Here is a 19,181-nt window from a genome sequence, read left to right as displayed (position 1 = left end):
TATTAAACCAGGAGGGGAAGTCGGTAATGGATAATAATATGACATATAAGAGTGCTGGAGTTGATGTTGAAGAGGGTCAAAGAGCAGTTCAACTTATGAAAAGGCACGTTCAAAGTACTTTTAATGAAAATGTATTAGATGATATAGGTGGATTTGGTGGTCTATTTGCCCTAAATTTAGACGGAATTAAAGAGCCGGTTTTAGTATCGGGAACGGACGGGGTTGGAACAAAACTAAAGCTAGCATTTTTAATGGATAAACATGATACTATTGGTCAAGATTGTGTTGCTATGTGCGTAAATGATATTCTTTGTCAGGGTGCAACTCCGTTATTTTTTCTAGACTATGTTGCTACGGGTAGCCTGAAGGCTGAAAAAGTAGCAGATATTGTTAAAGGAGTAGCAGTGGGCTGTAAAGAGGCGGGTTGTGCTTTAATTGGCGGAGAGACTGCAGAAATGCCAGGTTTTTATGCAGAGGGTGAATACGATATGGCAGGATTTGCAGTAGGGATTGCTGACAAATCAAAGGTTATAACAGGGAGAAGTATAAGACCTGGGGATATAATTATTGGACTTAAGTCCAGTGGTATTCATAGTAATGGTTACTCATTAGTTAGAAAGCTACTTTTAGAAAAAGAACAAATGGATTTAAATAGCTATGTAGAAGTACTAAATGGAACTTTAGGTGAGGTATTACTTAAACCTACTAAGATATATGTAAAACCAGTGATAGAAGTAATTAGAAAAGTTGAAGTAAAGGGGATTTCTCATATAACCGGTGGTGGATTTTTTGAAAATATACCCCGCATCCTTCCAGAAGATGTAGACGCCCAAATAAATATTGATAGCTGGGACAAACCTGAGATTTTCAACCTTATCCAAGAAAAAGGTAATATATCTTTAGAAGAGATGTACAGTACTTTTAATATGGGTATTGGTATGATGCTAATTGTTAGCCCTGAGGATAAAGAAGATGTTTTAGATATATTGTTATCAAAAGGTGAAATAGGATTTGTTATTGGAGAAATAAGTGAAGGAAATAAACAGGTGAAGCTATGTCAAGAGTAAAAATAGCTGTTTTAATTTCAGGTAGTGGCTCAAATCTTCAAGCTCTTATGGATTCAATTAAACTAGGCGAAATTGATGGAGATATTAAATTAGTTATATCTAATAAAAAAGGCGTTTATGGATTAGAAAGAGCTGAAACTAATAACATCAAAACATATGTAATTGATAGAGAAACATATGCTGAACAAAAGCAACGGGATAATTTATTATTAGACTTATTAGAGAGTAATAAAATTGACTTAGTCGTTTTAGCTGGATATTTAGCTATGGTACCAGAAAACGTTATTAATAGATATAGGAACAAAATTATAAACATTCATCCATCATTAATTCCTAGCTTCAGTGGCAAAGGTTTTTATGGTGGGAATGTACACAGAGCCGCTGTAGAGCGTGGCGTAAAAATAACCGGAGCTACGGTACATTTTGTTAACGAGGAAACCGATGGTGGTCCAATTATATTACAAGAAATTGTTAAAGTTGATGTTAAGGATACAGCAGAGGATGTTCAAAAAAAAGTATTAGAAGTTGAACATAAAATTTTACCTTATGCAGTAAAGCTATTCATAGAACGTAGATTAAGGGTAGTTGATAACAAAGTTGAAATTTTACAATGATAAGTAAAGGGGTGCAGCTTTTATGATAAAAAGAGCATTAATTAGCGTTTCTGATAAGACAGGAATTGTTGAATTTTCTAAAAAACTTGCAGATTTAGGTATAGAAATTCTATCTACGGGTGGTACAGCTAATCTATTAAGGCAATCCGGAGTGGATGCAATTGATGTTTCATCGGTTACTAGCTTTCCAGAATGCCTAGATGGAAGAGTTAAGACTCTACACCCTGTCATTCATGGTGGGATACTTGCTATCAGAGATAACGAAGAGCACATGAGTACTTTGGAGAAACTTAATATTACACCAATAGACCTAGTTGTTATTAATCTATATCCATTTAAAGAAACAATTCTGAAAGAGGGAGTAACTTTAGAGGAGGCAATTGAGAATATTGACATTGGTGGGCCAACGATGCTAAGGTCATCAGCAAAAAATTATAACTTTGTTACAGTTGTTACTGACCCAACAGACTATTGCAGAGTTCTTGAAGAGATTGAAAAAGATGGTGATACTAAATATGACACTAGATATGATTTAGCTTTAAAAGTCTTTAGACATACAAGTCACTATGATACTTTAATTGCTAATTATTTAGGTAAAGATAAAGAAGCCTTTCCAAATACTTTAACTATGACTTATGAGAAGGTTCAGGATTTAAGATATGGAGAAAATCCCCACCAAATGGCTGCTTTTTATAGAGAAATTGGAGACAAAAGAGGAACATTAGTTGAGGGCGAACAATTACAGGGAAAAGAATTATCCTTTAATAATATTAATGATGCAAATGGAGCCTTAGAGCTTTTAAAAGAATTTACTGAACCAACTGTAGTAGCTGTAAAACATACAAACCCTTGTGGTGTAGCTTCTGATTTAAATATATATGAGGCTTATAAAAAAGCATATGAGTCAGATCCTCAATCAATTTTTGGTGGAATAATTGCAGCAAATGAAGTTATAGATGGAAGAACTGCAGATTTAATGAAGGATATATTTTTAGAGGTAATAATAGCTCCTGACTTTACTGAAGAGGCTTTAGAAATATTTAAAGCAAAAAGCAATTTAAGATTAATTAAAATTAATGATATTACCCTAAAACTTGAAAAAAATATGGACTTTAAAAAGGTGGCAGGTGGATTATTAATACAAGATTCAAATAATGAATTAGTGGATGAACAAAAAGTAGTTACTAAAAATATCCCAACAGATGAGGAAAATGAGGATTTAATATTTGCTTTTAAAATAGTTAAGCATGTTAAATCAAATGCTATAGTTATAGCTAAAAATAAACAAACCTTAGGAATCGGACCAGGACAAACTAGTAGAATATGGGCATTACAAAATGCTATAAGAAATGCTGAGCATAATCTTGTTGGATCAGTACTAGCATCTGATGCATTCTTTCCATTTAAGGATGTAGTTGAGGAAGCTATTAAATCTGGAGTAAAAGCAATCATTCAACCAGGTGGTTCTGTTAGAGACGAAGAGTCTATTAATGTTTGTAATGAAAATGGAGTTTCGATGGTATTTACAGGTAAAAGACATTTTAAACACTAATATAGTTTTGTATTTACTATTTTGAAGGCGGTGAGATAATGAAGGTATTAGTAATAGGTAGTGGTGGAAGGGAACATACCTTAGTTTGGAAACTAAGTCAAAGTCCATTGGTTACGGAAATATTTTGCGCTCCTGGAAACCCAGGAATCGCAAACTTAGCGAAATGTGTTGACATAGAGGTAGAGAATATTGAAAAGCTTGTAGAATTTTCCCGGGAAATGAAGATAGAGTTTGCTATTGTCGGCCCGGAGGCACCTTTAGTGTTAGGGATTGTCGATGCCTTTAGAAAAGTGGGTATTAAGATCATTGGTCCTTCGAAACACGCTGCTAGGTTAGAAGGAAGTAAGTCTTTTTCAAAAGATTTTATGATGAAATACGGTATTTCAACGGCTAAATATAATGAAGTAGACAATTATGATGAAGCAATTAAAGTATTAGAGAATTATAGCTATCCAGTAGTTATTAAGGCCGACGGTTTAGCTTCAGGAAAAGGTGTCCTTATTTGTGAAAATAGAGAAGAAGCTATTAATGGACTAACAGATATACTTAAAACAAAAGTATTTGGTAGTGCTGGGGATAAAGTAGTTATTGAAGAGTTTTTAGAGGGTATAGAAACTTCAATTTTGTGCTTTGTTGATGGAAAGACCATTGTTCCAATGGTGAGTTGTCAAGATCATAAAAGAATATTTGATGGGGACAAAGGACCTAACACTGGCGGTATGGGTACTTATTCTCCAAACTATGTATATACTGAAGAGATTTCAAAGATAGTGGATGAGGACATATTAAAGCCTACATTAAAAGGGATTCAAGAGGAGAATATGGATTATAGGGGAATTCTTTTTATAGGTCTTATGATAACCAAAGAGTGTCCGAAGGTATTAGAATATAATTGTAGATTTGGGGATCCAGAAACTCAAGTAGTTTTACCAAGACTGGATAGTGATTTAGTAGAAATATTTTTAGCCATGCTAGACTATAAATTATCAGAAATGAATATAAAATGGAATGATAAAGCAGCTGTATGTGTGGTTTTAGCCTCCGGTGGATATCCTGGGGATTATGAAAAAGGAATACCTATATATGGCCTAGAGAATAAAATAGACAATGCTATAGTATTTCATTCAGGGACAAAAATGTTAGATGGAGAAATTGTTACGAATGGTGGACGAGTTTTAGGTGTAACAGCATGGGGAGATGATATCGAAACAGCTCGAAAAAATGCCTATTATAATGTAGAAAAAATAAATTTTGTTGGAAAAACCTATAGAACAGACATAGCTACAAGATAATAAATTATAAACCCACTCTTAGTGGGTTATTTTTTTTATTTTTGACTATTTTTGTATTCTTCATATAAAGTATTAACTAAATTACTTGGATAAAAATGCTTCGAATCCGTTACATCCACATCTCTAACCATATCTAATGGCATAACATATGGATTCATACTTTTTTCAACTATTTTATAATCTCTCTTATTGTAAGTATCGTCAATGATGTCTTGTGGATTTCTACTATGATTAGGTGTTTTATTGTTCATATTAATTCTCCTTAAGGTAATTTAATTATAGTATTTACATAGTTATAAAAATTAGAAATGGGAAATAATACAAATGGTTGTCTAATTTAGAGCAAAAAAGAGGAAAAGTGCCAACAGTAGAGAATTATTAATAAATATAAATAAACAAACAAGAGGTGATTTTGGTGGCCTACGAATCAAAAATAAAAGATGAGTTTACTGAAGAGCTTTTTAAAGCTATTTTGAAACTAGAAACTATGGAGGACTGCTATCGTTTTTTTGAAGATATATGTACCATAAAAGAAATACAGTCAATTTCTCAGAGACTTGAAGTGGCTAAGCTTCTAAAGGGTGGAAAAACATATAATGAAATTGAGGATAAAACCGGAGCAAGCGCAGCTACAATTAGCAGGGTAAGCAGATGTCTTCACTATGGATCCGATGGTTATAAGCTAATTTTACAGAGACTTGAAGAAAACTAAAAAAGGTAAGAATAAGAGAATAAGTATATTTGAATTATATATTTATTCTCTTAATTATTTTTTGATACTATAAATAATTAATTATCATCTAGTGAAAATGCTTTGTGAAGTATGTTAACTGCTTTTTTTGCATGCTCTTTGGCTACTAAACAGGATATAGTCAAATGGGAGTCGGAACTTTGGAAAATTTGAATATTTTCACTTCCTAAGGCTTTTACTATTGTAGCCATTACTCCCGGAATTCCTGTAATTCTACTTCCAATAATGGTGACCTTACTACAACCATCTAAGTAAATATAGTTTAAAGTGAGGTCATTTAAAATATTCTCAAGGGCTTCTAGGTCCTTCGATTCTATAGTGAATACCTTTTTATCAATAAAGAAGTTTATCATATCAATACTAATATCACATTCCGTAAGTCTAGATAATAATGAAGATTCTTTGTCGGATTTACCTTCTGTATAGACTGTAACCTGTACGATATTATCCTTATGTGTAATTGCCGTAAGCAGTGTAGTTCTTAATTCTGAGACACTATATAGTTGTTTGTAGTGAGAGTGTATAGTTGTACCAGGATGATCAGATAAGGTATTTTTAATTTTTAGTGGAATATTGCCATACTGTGCGATTTCTACAGCTCTAGGGTGTATAACTTTAGCGCCTTTTTCAGCCATTTGGAATATCTCCTCGTAATTTATTTCCTCGATTATTTTTGCCTTAGGTACTACATTCGGATCCGCAGTCATTATTCCGTCCACATCTGTATATATCTCTACACATTTTGCTCCTAAGGCAGCCCCTAGGGCTGTTGCTGTAGTATCACTTCCTCCACGGCCAAGGGTGGTTACTTCCCCAGACTCTGTAATACCTTGAAAACCAGTTACAATAACAATATAGTTTTCATTTAAGTAGTTCATTATTTTACTTTGATCAATTGATATTATTCTAGCATCGCTAAAATTACTATTTGTAGTTATCCCTGCTTGAAAACCCGTGAGTGGCAATGATTTATATCCTAATTCTTCTAATTCTGATGATAGTACTACTGAAGAAATAGTTTCACCACAGCTCATTAAAAGGTCTAAATGCTTTAAATTACATTTGGGATTACTATCAGTAATTAATCCTCTTAAACTATCTGTAGCGTAAGGCTCACCTTTTCTACCCATAGCAGAAACAACAACCACTACTTTATTTCCCTCATCATATGTCTTTAATATTTTATCAATGGCCAGTTTTCTTCTCTCCTTAGTAGAAACAGAAGTGCCACCAAATTTTTGAACTATGATATTCACATTTATCACTCCAAGCTAATATAGGATCGTATAATACTAAATTATGCTAGTTTACTATAAAAGTGATTATTTTTTTAGTCTCAAATTTGCACACTTTAATATGGCCCTTCATAGTATGAATTGAGTAAATATAGTAAATGAAAGGAGATTGTGAATATGAGTAATACAGCATGCTGCCCACCAGGAGGTCCAATAACTAGTCCAATAACTAGCCCAATAACAAGTCCGATTACAGGCCCAGGAAGAGGAATATTTGGAGGAACAACAAGTTTATTATTCTTCTTCTTGTTGTTAGTGATTATTTTCTTAAATTGTAGATTGTTTACAGATTCAAGTAGTTTATTATTCTTCTTCCTACTACTTGTTGTAATATTCGGTGGAACTGGTTTATTCGGTATCACCATTTAAAGTAAAGCAACATAGTATATAGTGAGAATAAGTAAATCAATATTTTATATAAGGAGGTTAAATAAATGAGTGAATTAGTTAAAAAAGAAAGTTTAATTGGCGGTATTTTTGGTGGAAAGAGTAGTTTATTATTCTTCTTCTTATTGCTAGTTATTATCTTCTGTAACTGTGGAATTTTCAGAGGAACAGATGGCGATAGCTTATTATTCTTCTTCTTATTATTAGTATTTTTATTCAGCTATGGCGGAAGAGGATGCTGGTAGTTAATTAATAGGGTAGAGAAATCTACCCTATAATCCTAAATATAATTTTAAGGAGGTAAGATTATGGGTGCTGAAGGTTTAAGAGGTATATTTGCAGGTCAAAATACAGCTGTGTTATTCTTTTTCTTAATCTTAGTTATAATTTTCTGTAACTGTAGATTATTTACAGATTCAGACAGCTTATTATTCTTCTTCTTGTTACTTGTAGTTTTATTTACAGGCGGAACATTGTGGGGAATCTAGATTGTAAGGGGGGAATAAAGCCCCCTTGTACAATTTATAGTAGAAATGTAAAGGACGTAGGTCCTTTTATTTTTTGACTTCAAGCTATATCTGTATAGAATAAACCCAGTATATGGTATAATTAATTCAAATTCTAAATTTTTTTAGAAGGAAGTGAGATAATGGAAAAGGAAAAGGATATAAAGAAAGGGTTAAACCAATTAGCAGGCTCTATTAATAAGCATGATTTATTTATAGATAGTAAAGTAATTAAAATAATGGAAAAACTCTTTGACCCAATACCTGTACCAATTATCCTATTAGATAAAGATACAACAGTGCTTTTAATGAATAAGGCATGGTTAAGTTATTTAAAAATTAGTAGAAGAGAGGCTTTAGGAAAAAAAATACTTGAACTAGACAATAATTCAAGATTTCCATATGTATTACAAAATAAAAAGCAAGAGATCGCTTGGAAGCATACATTTCAAAATGGACATACAGGTATAGTACATAGAATACCGGTTTTAAATGAACAGGGGGAAACTATATATGGTTTTGGAATGATATTGTTTCAAGATATGGATGAAGTTCGCTCTATGGTTGAAAAAAATAAGCTTTTGGAAACGGAACTACATCATTATAAAAAGCAACTAATAAAAATGCAAGGGGCTATTTATAATTGGGATAATATAATTGGAGTAAGCAGAAGTTTAAATGAGACTAAAATCATTGGAAAGAAGGCGGCTAAAACAGAATCCACCGTACTATTAACAGGTGAAAGTGGAACGGGAAAGGAGCTGTTTGCCCACTCGATACATAATGATAGTAAAAGAAGTCATTATCCATTTGTTAAAATAAATTGTGCTGCTATACCAAGTGAGCTATTAGAATCTGAATTATTTGGATACGATGAAGGGGCCTTTACAGGTGCTAAAAAGGGTGGGAAAATCGGAAAATTTGAGCTGGCAAATAAGGGTACAATCTTTTTAGATGAAATAGGTGATATGCCAATAAATATGCAAGTAAAATTATTGAGAGTACTTCAAGAAAAAGAGGTTGAAAGAGTAGGGGGAACTAAGCCTATTAGTATCGATGTTAGAATAATTGCTGCAACCAATAAAAACTTAGAAAGTTTAGTGAAATCCGGAGAATTTAGAGAGGACCTATATTATAGAATAAACGTCATGGTCGTAGAAGTACCGCCCCTTAGGGATAGAAGGGATGATATTGAGCCTTTGGTAAAAAGCTTAATAGACAAAATCTCAAATAGATTAGGTAAGTATGTCGTGAAAATTTCATTAGAGGCTATGAACGTGTTAAAAAGCTATGATTGGCCTGGTAATGTAAGGGAGTTGGAAAATACAATCGAAAGAGCTATAAATCTAGTAGACGGGGATACAATTTTACCAGTACATTTACCTTTTAATATTACTAAAAGTGTTATTAAGGAATACATTGAACCCATAAGAGAGTTAAGTGATATAGTTGCAGAGGCTGAAAAAGAGGCTATAATTCAATGTCTAGCATATACTAAGGGAAATAAGCTTAGAACATCTAAAATATTAAATATATCCCGTTCAAGTTTGTACGATAAAATAGTAAAGTACAATATTGAAGAATAAAAAATGTTAAATAATTAAGTCTTATTTACATAAAAATATAAAAAAATGAAATATTAATTTAAATAAGTTGCAGTTTAACTAAAATTAGATGAGGTAGAGCTCTCCTTAAGGGAGAGCTTTACCTTTAAAACTAATCGTTCATATTGGAAATTTTAGTTATGGAATTCATTAGTCGATTAAATTTTTCTGGCTTAAGTGATTGGGCACCATCTGATAGAGCTAGCTCTGGTTCGTGGTGTACTTCAATTATTAGGCCATGGGCACCGATAGCTATAGATGCTTTAGATAATGGTTCAACTGTAGACCATTTACCAGTTGCGTGACTTGGATCAACAATAATAGGTAAATGACTTAGTTCTTGGATTATTGGAATTGCACTTATGTCTAAGGTATTTCTTGTGTATGTTTCAAAGGTCCTAATTCCTCTTTCACATAGAATAACATTTGGGTTTCCTTCAGACATAATATATTCTGCGGACATTAGGAATTCTTCTATAGTTGCGGATAATCCTCTTTTAAGAAGTATTACCTTATTACTTCTACCAGCTTTTTTTAGTAAAGGGAAGTTTTGCATATTTCTGGCACCAATTTGAAGAATGTCAGCATATTTTTCTACAGTTTCAAAGGTTTCTGTATCCATAACCTCTGTTACAATTGGCATACCTGTTTCCTCTTTAGCTTTAAGTAATAACTTTAATCCTTCCTCACCTAGACCTTGAAAGCTGTATGGTGAAGTTCTTGGTTTGTACGCTCCACCACGTAATAGTTGTGCTCCGCTTTCTTTTACTGCTCGAGCAATAGTTAATAGTTGGTCCTCACTTTCAACAGAACAAGGCCCTGCCATTATACAAGGTTTGTTTTTTCCACCTATTTTATGTCCTTCGATGTCGATAACTGTGTCTTCAGGATGGAAAAGTCTACTTGCTAATTTAAATGGATGTTGTACTCTAAGGACTCTATCTACATAAGGATTGGCTAATAACTGTGACTCCTGTATTTTACTTGTCTCGCCTACTAAGCCTAGTAAACAATAGTTTTCGCCCTGTGATTTATGAACCTTACATCCCAACTCAACCATTTTATTGTGAATCTTTTCAATTATTTCTTGTGGTGCAGCATGCTTCATTACTATTACCATTTTTAATTCCTCCCATTTTATATTTTAAACTATTTTTCCATAATTATCTTCAGTTTTGTAAAATATATAAAAAAAGAGAACCCATCTAAGAGTTCTCTTTTATCTTTCAATATAATGCTTAGTGATTAAGCATAACAATTTATATTTAGAACATATTTTCTTAGAAAGTTTTCATTCCTATTAAATTTTTCGTATGCAAAATAACCAGCGCTATAAAAATAAAAGCCCCAGTAAAAGTTAAAATAAAAGTTATTAAGTTTTGTAAGCTTTCTAAGATTCAACATGTTTTTCACCTCTTTTTTAATTTATTGTAATTGAGTATATAAGAAATAATTTTAAATGTCAACAGTAAATTTGTTAAAATTAGAAAAATAAAAAAATTCTGAATAATAATTATCTTGACATCTAAAATTTCATAAGTTAAAGTATTGTAAACATCAAGGTACAAAAATGTATTTTAGATAGGGGTAATATGATGAATGACTTTAAAAAAATTAGCATTATAGGTTTAGGACTTATAGGGGGATCAATAGCCTTAGCATTGAAAAATTCAGGGTTTAAGGGTCAAATCATTGGAAGAGATTTAAATTCTGATAATATAAAGGTTGCGAAGGAGTTACAGGTAGTTGACATTTTTGCTGATAGTATAAAAGAATCAGTCGAGCATGCAGATCTAATAATAATAGCTACACCCTTAAGATATTATGAATCTATATTTAAAGAAATGAGTACACATATTAAAGGAGATACAATTATAACTGATGTTGGAAGTGTTAAGGGCTATGTCCATAAGCTGGCGAATACATATTTACCAGCAAATACTAAGTTTATAGGCGGACATCCTATGGCTGGGTCAGAAAAATCAGGGATAAGTGCATCTAATCCTTATATGTTTGAAAATGCATATTACTTTTTGACTTTAGATAAGCAAGATGTTTTGTCAGAGGAATTAGATAAATTAAAGAAAGTTATAGAAGCCATAGGGGCCTATCCCGTAGTAACATCCTTACAAAAGCATGATAAGATTGTGGCTCGAATAAGTCATACGCCACATTTAATGGCAGTAATTTTAGCAAATTTATTAGATTTTGATAAAAATATTTCATATATACCCTATGTAGGTGGTGGATTTAGAGATACTACTAGGATAGCTTCAGGTAATCCAGATATGTGGAGAGATATATTTCTTTCAAATAAAGAGGAGTTAATTAGTAGTATTGAGTCTTGTGAAATTTTAATTAAAGAATTTAAGGATTTATTAGTTAAGGATGACTCAAGGACCATGGATGAACTTCTAAGAAAAGCTAAGCTAATAAGGGAAAGTATACCAAAACATAGAAAAGATTCAATGCCACAAGTATTTGAAGTATTTATAGGGGTAGAGGATAAGCCAGGTATGTTAGGTGACTTAACGAGATTACTTGGGGAACAGAAAATTAATATTAAAGATATTGAAATCCTACACGCTAGAGAAGATGAACAAGGGGCAATTAAGATAGGATTTAAAAATAAAGAGGAACAAATGAAGGCTTACACTGTGTTTAAAAATGCAAATTATCACTTAACTTTTATTAGGGAGGAGAATGAAAGTGCTAATAACGAGTAAGGTAAGTAAAATTCAAGGTAAAATAAAAGTTCCGGGAGATAAATCTATATCTCATAGGGCAATTATGCTTGCAAGTATAAGTGAAGGTAAAAGTGTGATAGATGGTTTTCTATTTGGGGAAGACTGTTTAAGCACAGTTTCTTGTTTTAGAAAATTGGGCATTTCAATTAATATTAATGAAGGTCAAATTGAAGTAGAAGGTAAGGGGCTTTATGGTTTAAGTGAACCTGAAGATATACTTGATGCAGGAAACTCAGGCACAACTATGAGATTGATGACTGGAATATTGGCAGGACAATCATTTCTCTCTATAATTACAGGAGATGATTCCTTAAGAAAGAGACCTATGGAACGTATTGCTTTACCATTAAGAAAAATGGGTGCTTCAATAAATGGTCGTAAGGGTGGAAAATTAGCCCCAGTGGTAATAGAGGGAAAAAACTTAGAAGGGATTGAATATATATTACCTGTTTCGAGTGCTCAAATAAAGTCTGCAGTGTTATTAGCAGGACTTTATGCTGATGGAGAAACAACTGTAGAAGAGGATGTTCAATCAAGAGACCATACAGAAAAAATGCTTGAGTTTTTCGGAGCAAAAATTACTAAAGATAATAATAGGGTAACCGTAAGTCCTTCAGTATTAAAGGCACAGAATATAACAGTGCCTGGGGACATATCTTCTGCTGCATTTTTTATGGCTGCGGCGGCTGCGATTCCGGGCTCATATTTAATAATTGAAGGAGTAGGAATTAATCAAACTAGAAGTGGGATTATTGATGTTCTAACGGAAATGGGAGCCAAAATTCAAGTTGAAAATATTAAGCATAGCGGTGGAGAAGAAATAGGAGATATTCATATTGAAGGTGTAAATCTAAAGGGTGTGAACATATCCAAGGCAATCATTCCAAGACTAATTGATGAGATTCCAGTGTTAGCTGTAATTGCAGCGAAGGCTGAAGGTATTACGAGAATTACAGGGGCAGAGGAGCTTAAGGTTAAAGAAACAAATAGAATATCAACTATGGTTAGTGAAATGAAGAAAGTTGGAATAGAAGTTAATGAATTACCAGATGGTATGGAGATCATAGGTGGTTCTAAAATAAATGGTGGTACTGTTGAGAGTCATGGTGATCACAGGGTTGCAATGGCAATGGCCATTTGTGGACTTTTAGCTGATGAGCCAATTAAAATTTTAGGTAATGAATGCATTGATATATCCTTCCCTGACTTCGAAAATATCTTAAAGAGTGTTTGTAGTTATTGAGAATATAAGGGGGACACTATGAATAGACTAGGTTATTTAGGCCCAGAAGGGTCCTATAGTTATATTGCAGCTAAACTGTATGATGATAGTAGCGAGCTAGTTGCTAAGTCAGATTTCTACGATGTTTTTGATGGGGTTGAAAATGGTGAACTTAACTATGCAATATTGCCAATAGAAAATTCTACTGAGGGGGCTGTTACCTTAGTTATGGACGCATTATTAAAAACAAAAAAGTCTACAATAGTTGGTGAAATCACTATTACTGTAAAACACCTATTATTAGGAGTTGGAGATAGAATTGAGGATATTAAATATATATTGTCCCATTCCCAGGCATTACAACAGTGCAGACAATTTTTAAAGGACAATTATCCTCATATTCAGCTAATTAATTGTAGTAGCTCATCCGAAGCATGTTTTATTGCGAAGGAGAAGGGGAAAGAATATGGGGCTATTGCTAACAGGCAGGCTGGAGAACTAAATAAATTAAATGTAATATTATCCGAATTACAGGACAATGAATTTAATCAGACTAGATTTATAGTTATAGGTAATGAAAAAGCTAAGCCAACAGGGAATGATAAGACTTCTATTGCATTTTCTCTAAGGGATGATTCACCGGGTAGCTTATTTAAGGTTTTAGAAATATTTGCAAAAAACGAAATTAATTTAACTAGGATAGAATCAAGGCCTGCAAAGGCTGAAATGGGTAAATATGTGTTTTATATTGATCTTTTAGGTCATGTAATGGAACATAAAGTAAGCGAAGTGTTAGGTATGATCGAGAAATATATTAGCTATTTAAAAGTTTTTGGATCTTACGCCATAGGTGAAATTAAATAGTATAAATAAAATAGGTAGGTGATCGGAATGCTAAGGGTTATGACAGCTGGGGAATCCCATGGTAAATGTTTAATTGGAATAATTGAAGGATGTCCGGCAAATTTTGAAATAAATATTGAAGAAGTGAATAAGGATTTAGCAAGGCGGCAAAGAGGATATGGTAGAGGTGGAAGAATGCAAATAGAGACGGATAGAATAGAAATTCTATCTGGTGTGAGGGGGGGACTAACCCTAGGAAGCCCTATTTCATTTATGATTGTCAATAAGGACTATGAAAATTGGGAACAGTTTATGAATCCTACTGAAGTTGATAGAGTAGAAAGAAGTGTTACTAAGGCTAGACCAGGCCATGCAGATTTATCAGGAGTAATAAAATATGATTTTGACGATGTAAGAAATGTTCTAGAAAGAAGTAGTGCGAGAGAAACTGCTGTAAGGGTAGCTGCAGGTAGCATACTAAAGCAAATAATGAGTAATTTTAATATAGAGGTCTATAGTCATGTTTCTGCTATCGGGTCTGTAAAGCTTGACGAAAAAGTAACAGATATAAATGAAATAAAGAAAGCCGATTCTTCAGAGGTAAGATGTATAATTAAAGACAAAGAGGCTTTAATGATTGAAGAAATACGAAAAGCAAAGGAACAAGGAGATTCAGTAGGAGGAATCTTTGATATACATGTAACTGGAGTACCGGTAGGTTTAGGAAGCTACGTTCAATGGGATAGAAAACTTGATGCGAAGCTAAGCTATGCTTTAATGAGTATTCAAGCAATTAAAGGAGTAGAAATAGGTTGGGGATTTGAAAGTGCTGTAACAAGCGGATCTTTAGTGCATGATGAAATATATTATGATGAACAGAATAAGAATTATTATAGAACAACTAATAATGCAGGTGGAATAGAGGGTGGAATGTCAAATGGTGAAAACATTGTAGTTAGATGTGGTATGAAACCAATTCCAACATTATATCAACCTCTTAAAACAGTTGATATTATAACAAAAGAGACAGTGAGTGCATCTATAGAGCGAAGTGACACATGTGCTGTTCCAGCGGCCTCAGTTGTAGGAGAAATGGTTGCGATTACTGTTATAGCTGAGGAATTTTTGAAAAAATTTGGCGGAGATAATAAAAGGGAGATTGAGAAGAGATGGAAAGACTATATATTAATTTAGGTAAGAAAAGCTATTGGATTAATATAGGAGAAAATCTACTAAGCTCTATTCTTAATTATACGGGCCACGCTGATAAATGGGTAATAATAACTGATGAAAATGTTGACCGAATTTACGGAGAGGAAGTTATGAAAGCCTTTAACGGAAAAGAGGTTTTCAAATATGTAATTCCCCCTGGGGAGTCTTCAAAAAATATAGTAACGGTTACAGAGATAATGTCATTTATGTTAGACAACCAATTAACTAGAAAATCCAAACTAATAGCTTTAGGTGGAGGAGTTGTTGGAGATTTAGCAGGTTTTTGTGCATCCATATATATGCGTGGTATGGAATGGATTCAGGTTCCTACAACATTGTTAGCACAAATTGATAGTAGTGTAGGTGGTAAAACGGGTGTTAATATGCCACAGGCAAAAAACGTAGTAGGAACATTTAGTCAGCCTAAGGCAGTAGTTATAGATTTAAACGTACTGAAAACTCTGTCTAACAGAGAATTGATTAGTGGAATTGCAGAGGTAATTAAATACGGAGTAATTTATGATTATCAATTTCTAAACTATGTAGATGAAAATTATAGAAACATATTGTCCCTTGAAGATGATGTTATAAAGTATGTAATCAAAAAATGCTGTGAAATAAAGGCGTATATTGTTTCAAAGGATGAAAGGGAAGATGATCTTAGAAAAATACTAAACTTCGGTCACACAATTGGTCATGCTTTAGAATCTATAACTAAATATGAGGATTATACTCACGGAGAAGCAGTTATTGTTGGGATGTACTATGAGGCTAAAATGGCATTAATAATGGGACTAATAAATAATGAGTATTTTGAAGAAATAGTTAAGGTATTAGAAAAAACTAATATAAATCCAGATATTAATAGATTTGATAAAAATACTTTAATAGATATAATGTCTAATGATAAAAAGAATCTTAAGGATAAGATTTCATTTATTCTCCCATACGAACCAGGGAAGGTAAATGAGTTGCTTTTGTCTAAGGAAGAAATAACCTGGGATAAGGAGTGATTTTTTGAAAAACCTAGATGATATTAGAGATCAGATAAATTCAATTGATAAGGAAATTGTAACTTTATTTGAAAAGAGATTAAATTTAGTCATTGATGTTGCAAATGTGAAAAAAGAATTAGGTATACCAATACTTCATTTAAATAGAGAGCAGGAGGTTTTAAATAAAGTAGCTGATGAGGTAAATAACAAAGAGTTTATTGATCCTGTTCAGAAATTGTTTGTTGAGATTATGAGAATAAGCAAAGGTGTTCAAACTAAGCTTCTTTTTCCTAACAATATTGTATTAGTTGGGTTTATGGGTACAGGTAAAACCTCTGTAGGGAAGCAATTAGCCTCGATGCTAGCTATGGAATATATAGATATAGATGAAACCATAGAAAAAAGCCAAGGAATGTCTATCGGAAGTATTTTTGAAAGTAAGGGCGAGCAATACTTTAGAGAACTAGAAAGTAAATGTGTTATAGAACTAGAGGCAAAGAGCTCCTCTGTTATATCCTGTGGTGGTGGAATAGTTTTAAATAACAATAATATTTTAAGCTTAAAAAAGAATGGAAAAGTTTTTCTGCTAACTGCTAAACCGGAGACTATATATACTAGATTGAAGCAAGATAGTAGTAGGCCTCTATTAAAATCAAAATCGGAAGATGAAATTAAAGAGTTACTGGAAAAAAGAAGAAAATTATATATGGATTGTGCAGATATTATAGTTAATACTGATAATAAAAGTATTGAAGATATATGTATGGAAATTGTGAGTCAAAGGGACGGTTCTTTTTGACTCTTTTTCTTTGAGTCAAAAAGAACCGTCCCTACTGTCTCATTGCTAAACCCGTATAAATAAGGTAACATATATATAGAAAAATATTAGGGATTTGAAAGGAAGTTAAAAATGAATTTAGATCATTTAAATAAAGAGCAAAAAGAAGCAGTTCTACATACTGAGGGACCCCTATTAGTTTTAGCAGGGGCAGGTTCAGGCAAAACTAGAGTTTTAACCCATAGAATTGCATATTTAATAAATGAAAAAGGTATTTCTCCAGACAATATACTAGCCATAACCTTTACAAATAAAGCAGCTAAAGAGATGAAAGAAAGGTTAAATTCCCTTCTTGGATATAACTATAGAAGCCTTTGGGTTAGTACTTTTCACTCAGCCTGTGTAAGGATTTTAAGAATGGAAATCGAAAAGTTAGGGTATGGAAAAAACTTTGTAATATATGATACTACAGACCAGCAAGTTGTTGTTAAAGACTGTTTAAAAAAGTTAAACATGAGCGATAAGGATTATGATCCTAAAAATATACTATCTGTTATTGGTAGTGCAAAGGATAAGCTAATAACTCCTGAGGAGTTTTTAAAGTCTGCTGATGATTTTAGAACTGAAAAGATAGGAAAAGTGTATGAAATGTATCAAAAAAGGCTCAAAAAAAATAATGCTTTAGATTTTGATGACCTTATTATGAAGACAGTTATTTTATTTGAACAATTTCCTTTGGTTTTATCCTTTTATCAAAATCAGTTTAAATATATACTAGTTGATGAATTTCAGGATACAAATATGGGTCAGTATAGATTAGTAAATCTATTAGCCAAAAAACATCAAAATCTATGTGTAGTTGGTGATGATGACCAATCAATTTACGGATGGCGTGGGGCTGATATTAGAAATATTTTAGGATTCGAAATGGATTTTCCTAAGGCAAAGGTAGTTAAACTTGAGGAAAATTATAGATCTACTAAAAATATTCTTGAAGCTGCTAATTGTGTTGTAGCTAAAAATATGGGTAGAAAAAGTAAGAAATTATGGACAAGCAATGAAGAAGGAACTGTTATTGGCTACTATTGTGCTGATAATGAACATGATGAGGCAAGATATATAGCCCAATCAATTGAGAGTATTATAAGGAAAGAAAATAAAATTTATTCTGACTGCTCTATTCTTTATAGAACTAATGCGCAATCCAGGGTTTTAGAGAATGCCCTTATGAAGGAAGGAATACCATATAAAATTTATGGGGGTACACCCTTTTACTCTAGAAAAGAAATTAAGGACATTTTAGCATACTTAAATATTATTGAAAATGCAATTGATGATGTAAGTATCAATAGGGTTATAAACGTACCTAAAAGAGGTATTGGAGCAAAGGCTATTGAAAAGTTAGAGCAATTTGCAGAAGAAAATGAAATTAGCTTCTTTGAGTCATTATTAAAGGCGGATAAAGTTGTTGGATTAAGCTCAGCCCAAAGAGAAAAGGTTATGCAATTTGCATTTTTAATGGTGGACTTACAAAAGAAAAAGGATAGTCTTTCAGTTACTGAATTAACTGAAGAAGTTTATTCAAAAACAGGGTATATTGATTCTCTAAAGGCTGAAAATACGGTAGAGGCCTTAGGTCGTATAGAAAACTTAGAGGAGTTTAAATCCTTAACATTAGATTATGATAAAAACTCAGAAACTAAAACTTTGGAAGATTTTCTAGCAAAAACTTCATTAGAGTCTGCTACTGATCATTTAAGTGAAGAGGATAATGCTGTTGTGTTAATGACAATGCATAGTGCTAAAGGTCTTGAGTTTCCAATAGTATTTATGCCTGGTATGGAAGAAGGAATTTTCCCTTCACCAATGTCATTGAGAGAAAATAATGAAGAAGAGGAAAGAAGATTATGTTATGTGGGCATAACTAGAGCAATGGAAAGATTATATATGACCCATACTAAAATGAGAACATTATATGGTAGAACAAGTTTTCATGAAATCTCTCGATTCATTGATGAAATTCCTGCTGAACTAATAGATAGAAACAAACCAACATACAATAGAAAGCAAGGGGTTAGGGATATGCAATTCTCGCCTGTTTTCAAAGGCCAATTGCATCATACTACTAATTTTACTAGTAACAAGGAGACTGCAAGTTCTAATACTTCTATTAAAGCAGGTACAAAAGTAAAACATCCGAAGTTTGGAATTGGAACCATTGTTTTATTAGAAAAAACTGTTGCTACTATCGCCTTTGATGGTATGGGACTTAAAAAGATAGATACTGCATTTGTAAATTTAGCAATTGTTGAATAG

General features: G+C 32.7%; 19 protein-coding genes. 16 read left to right on the top strand and 3 right to left on the bottom strand.

Going from position 1 to position 19,181, the window contains the following annotated elements; translation table 11 throughout:
- Window positions 1-26: 26 nt before the first annotated feature.
- Genes purM through purD form a run of 4 tightly spaced genes read left to right on the top strand, consistent with a single transcriptional unit; the run spans window position 27 to window position 4,525 of the window.
- A complete protein-coding gene (gene purM / locus HZR23_RS02930; protein WP_132847994.1) occupies window positions 27-1,067 on the top strand; it encodes a phosphoribosylformylglycinamidine cyclo-ligase in 1,041 nt (346 codons plus the stop codon).
- Window positions 1,055-1,681, top strand: coding sequence for a phosphoribosylglycinamide formyltransferase (purN, locus tag HZR23_RS02925; RefSeq protein WP_132847995.1), 627 nt, complete (start codon window positions 1,055-1,057; stop codon window positions 1,679-1,681). The genes purM and purN overlap by 13 nt, the downstream gene beginning before the upstream one ends.
- Before the next feature lie 22 nt (window positions 1,682-1,703).
- Window positions 1,704-3,233, top strand: a complete 1,530-nt coding sequence (gene purH / locus HZR23_RS02920) for a bifunctional phosphoribosylaminoimidazolecarboxamide formyltransferase/IMP cyclohydrolase (protein ID WP_132847996.1) — start codon at window positions 1,704-1,706, stop codon at window positions 3,231-3,233.
- Between the two features lie 38 nt (window positions 3,234-3,271).
- Entirely contained in the window at window positions 3,272-4,525 is a 1,254-nt protein-coding gene (purD, locus tag HZR23_RS02915; RefSeq protein ID WP_132847997.1) for a phosphoribosylamine--glycine ligase, read from the top strand.
- Between the two features lie 35 nt (window positions 4,526-4,560).
- On the opposite strand, the gene HZR23_RS02910 is transcribed toward purD, so the two are convergent.
- On the bottom strand, window positions 4,561-4,776 hold the full coding sequence (locus HZR23_RS02910) for a hypothetical protein (protein WP_132847998.1): 216 nt from the start codon (window positions 4,774-4,776) through the stop codon (window positions 4,561-4,563).
- A 164-nt stretch (window positions 4,777-4,940) separates the two neighbouring features.
- On the opposite strand from HZR23_RS02910, the gene HZR23_RS02905 reads away from it, so the two are divergent.
- Entirely contained in the window at window positions 4,941-5,237 is a 297-nt protein-coding gene (locus tag HZR23_RS02905; protein ID WP_132847999.1) for a YerC/YecD family TrpR-related protein, read from the top strand.
- A 77-nt stretch (window positions 5,238-5,314) separates the two neighbouring features.
- Here HZR23_RS02905 and dapG read toward each other — a convergent pair whose 3' ends face one another.
- Entirely contained in the window at window positions 5,315-6,532 is a 1,218-nt protein-coding gene (gene dapG / locus HZR23_RS02900; RefSeq protein WP_132848000.1) for an aspartate kinase, read from the bottom strand.
- Window positions 6,533-6,688: 156 nt separating this feature from the next.
- On the opposite strand from dapG, the gene HZR23_RS02895 reads away from it, so the two are divergent.
- The 4 genes from HZR23_RS02895 to HZR23_RS02880 all read left to right on the top strand — a co-directional run bounded on the left by HZR23_RS02895 (window position 6,689) and on the right by HZR23_RS02880 (window position 9,050).
- Window positions 6,689-6,940, top strand: a complete 252-nt coding sequence (locus HZR23_RS02895) for a hypothetical protein (protein ID WP_132848001.1) — start codon at window positions 6,689-6,691, stop codon at window positions 6,938-6,940.
- Window positions 6,941-7,005: 65 nt separating this feature from the next.
- Entirely contained in the window at window positions 7,006-7,203 is a 198-nt protein-coding gene (locus tag HZR23_RS02890) for a hypothetical protein (protein WP_132848002.1), read from the top strand.
- Between the two features lie 63 nt (window positions 7,204-7,266).
- A complete protein-coding gene (locus HZR23_RS02885; RefSeq protein ID WP_132848003.1) occupies window positions 7,267-7,446 on the top strand; it encodes a hypothetical protein in 180 nt (59 codons plus the stop codon).
- Between the two features lie 161 nt (window positions 7,447-7,607).
- Window positions 7,608-9,050, top strand: a complete 1,443-nt coding sequence (locus HZR23_RS02880; protein WP_132848004.1) for a sigma-54 interaction domain-containing protein — start codon at window positions 7,608-7,610, stop codon at window positions 9,048-9,050.
- 130 nt (window positions 9,051-9,180) lie between these two features.
- Here HZR23_RS02880 and aroF read toward each other — a convergent pair whose 3' ends face one another.
- Window positions 9,181-10,188 carry a 3-deoxy-7-phosphoheptulonate synthase gene (gene aroF, locus HZR23_RS02875; protein WP_132848005.1) on the bottom strand — a complete coding sequence of 336 codons (1,008 nt, stop codon included), beginning with the start codon at window positions 10,186-10,188 and terminating at the stop codon, window positions 9,181-9,183.
- Between the two features lie 472 nt (window positions 10,189-10,660).
- Here aroF and HZR23_RS02870 point away from each other — a divergent pair, with 472 nt between their 5' ends.
- From HZR23_RS02870 to pcrA, 7 genes are all read left to right on the top strand, one after another.
- The gene (locus HZR23_RS02870; protein ID WP_132848006.1) at window positions 10,661-11,794 is read left to right on the top strand and encodes a prephenate dehydrogenase; all 1,134 of its coding nucleotides are present in this window, start codon (window positions 10,661-10,663) and stop codon (window positions 11,792-11,794) included.
- A complete protein-coding gene (gene aroA, locus HZR23_RS02865; protein WP_132848007.1) occupies window positions 11,778-13,058 on the top strand; it encodes a 3-phosphoshikimate 1-carboxyvinyltransferase in 1,281 nt (426 codons plus the stop codon). The genes HZR23_RS02870 and aroA overlap by 17 nt, the downstream gene beginning before the upstream one ends.
- Window positions 13,059-13,076: 18 nt before the next feature.
- Window positions 13,077-13,901: a prephenate dehydratase gene (gene pheA / locus HZR23_RS02860; RefSeq protein ID WP_132848008.1), complete on the top strand. Its 825-nt coding sequence runs from the start codon at window positions 13,077-13,079 to the stop codon at window positions 13,899-13,901.
- 27 nt (window positions 13,902-13,928) lie between these two features.
- A complete protein-coding gene (aroC, locus tag HZR23_RS02855; RefSeq protein ID WP_132848009.1) occupies window positions 13,929-15,074 on the top strand; it encodes a chorismate synthase in 1,146 nt (381 codons plus the stop codon).
- Entirely contained in the window at window positions 15,050-16,105 is a 1,056-nt protein-coding gene (gene aroB, locus HZR23_RS02850; protein ID WP_132848010.1) for a 3-dehydroquinate synthase, read from the top strand. Before aroC ends, aroB begins: the two co-directional genes overlap by 25 nt.
- A gap of 4 nt (window positions 16,106-16,109) precedes the next feature.
- Window positions 16,110-16,886: a chorismate mutase gene (locus HZR23_RS02845; RefSeq protein ID WP_132848011.1), complete on the top strand. Its 777-nt coding sequence runs from the start codon at window positions 16,110-16,112 to the stop codon at window positions 16,884-16,886.
- A 111-nt stretch (window positions 16,887-16,997) separates the two neighbouring features.
- Window positions 16,998-19,181 carry a DNA helicase PcrA gene (pcrA, locus tag HZR23_RS02840; RefSeq protein ID WP_132848012.1) on the top strand — a complete coding sequence of 728 codons (2,184 nt, stop codon included), beginning with the start codon at window positions 16,998-17,000 and terminating at the stop codon, window positions 19,179-19,181.

The organism is Serpentinicella alkaliphila, from assembly GCF_018141405.1.
Classification (GTDB): domain Bacteria; phylum Bacillota; class Clostridia; order Peptostreptococcales; family Natronincolaceae; genus Serpentinicella; species Serpentinicella alkaliphila.
This window is presented reverse-complemented; position numbering and strand designations above follow the sequence as displayed.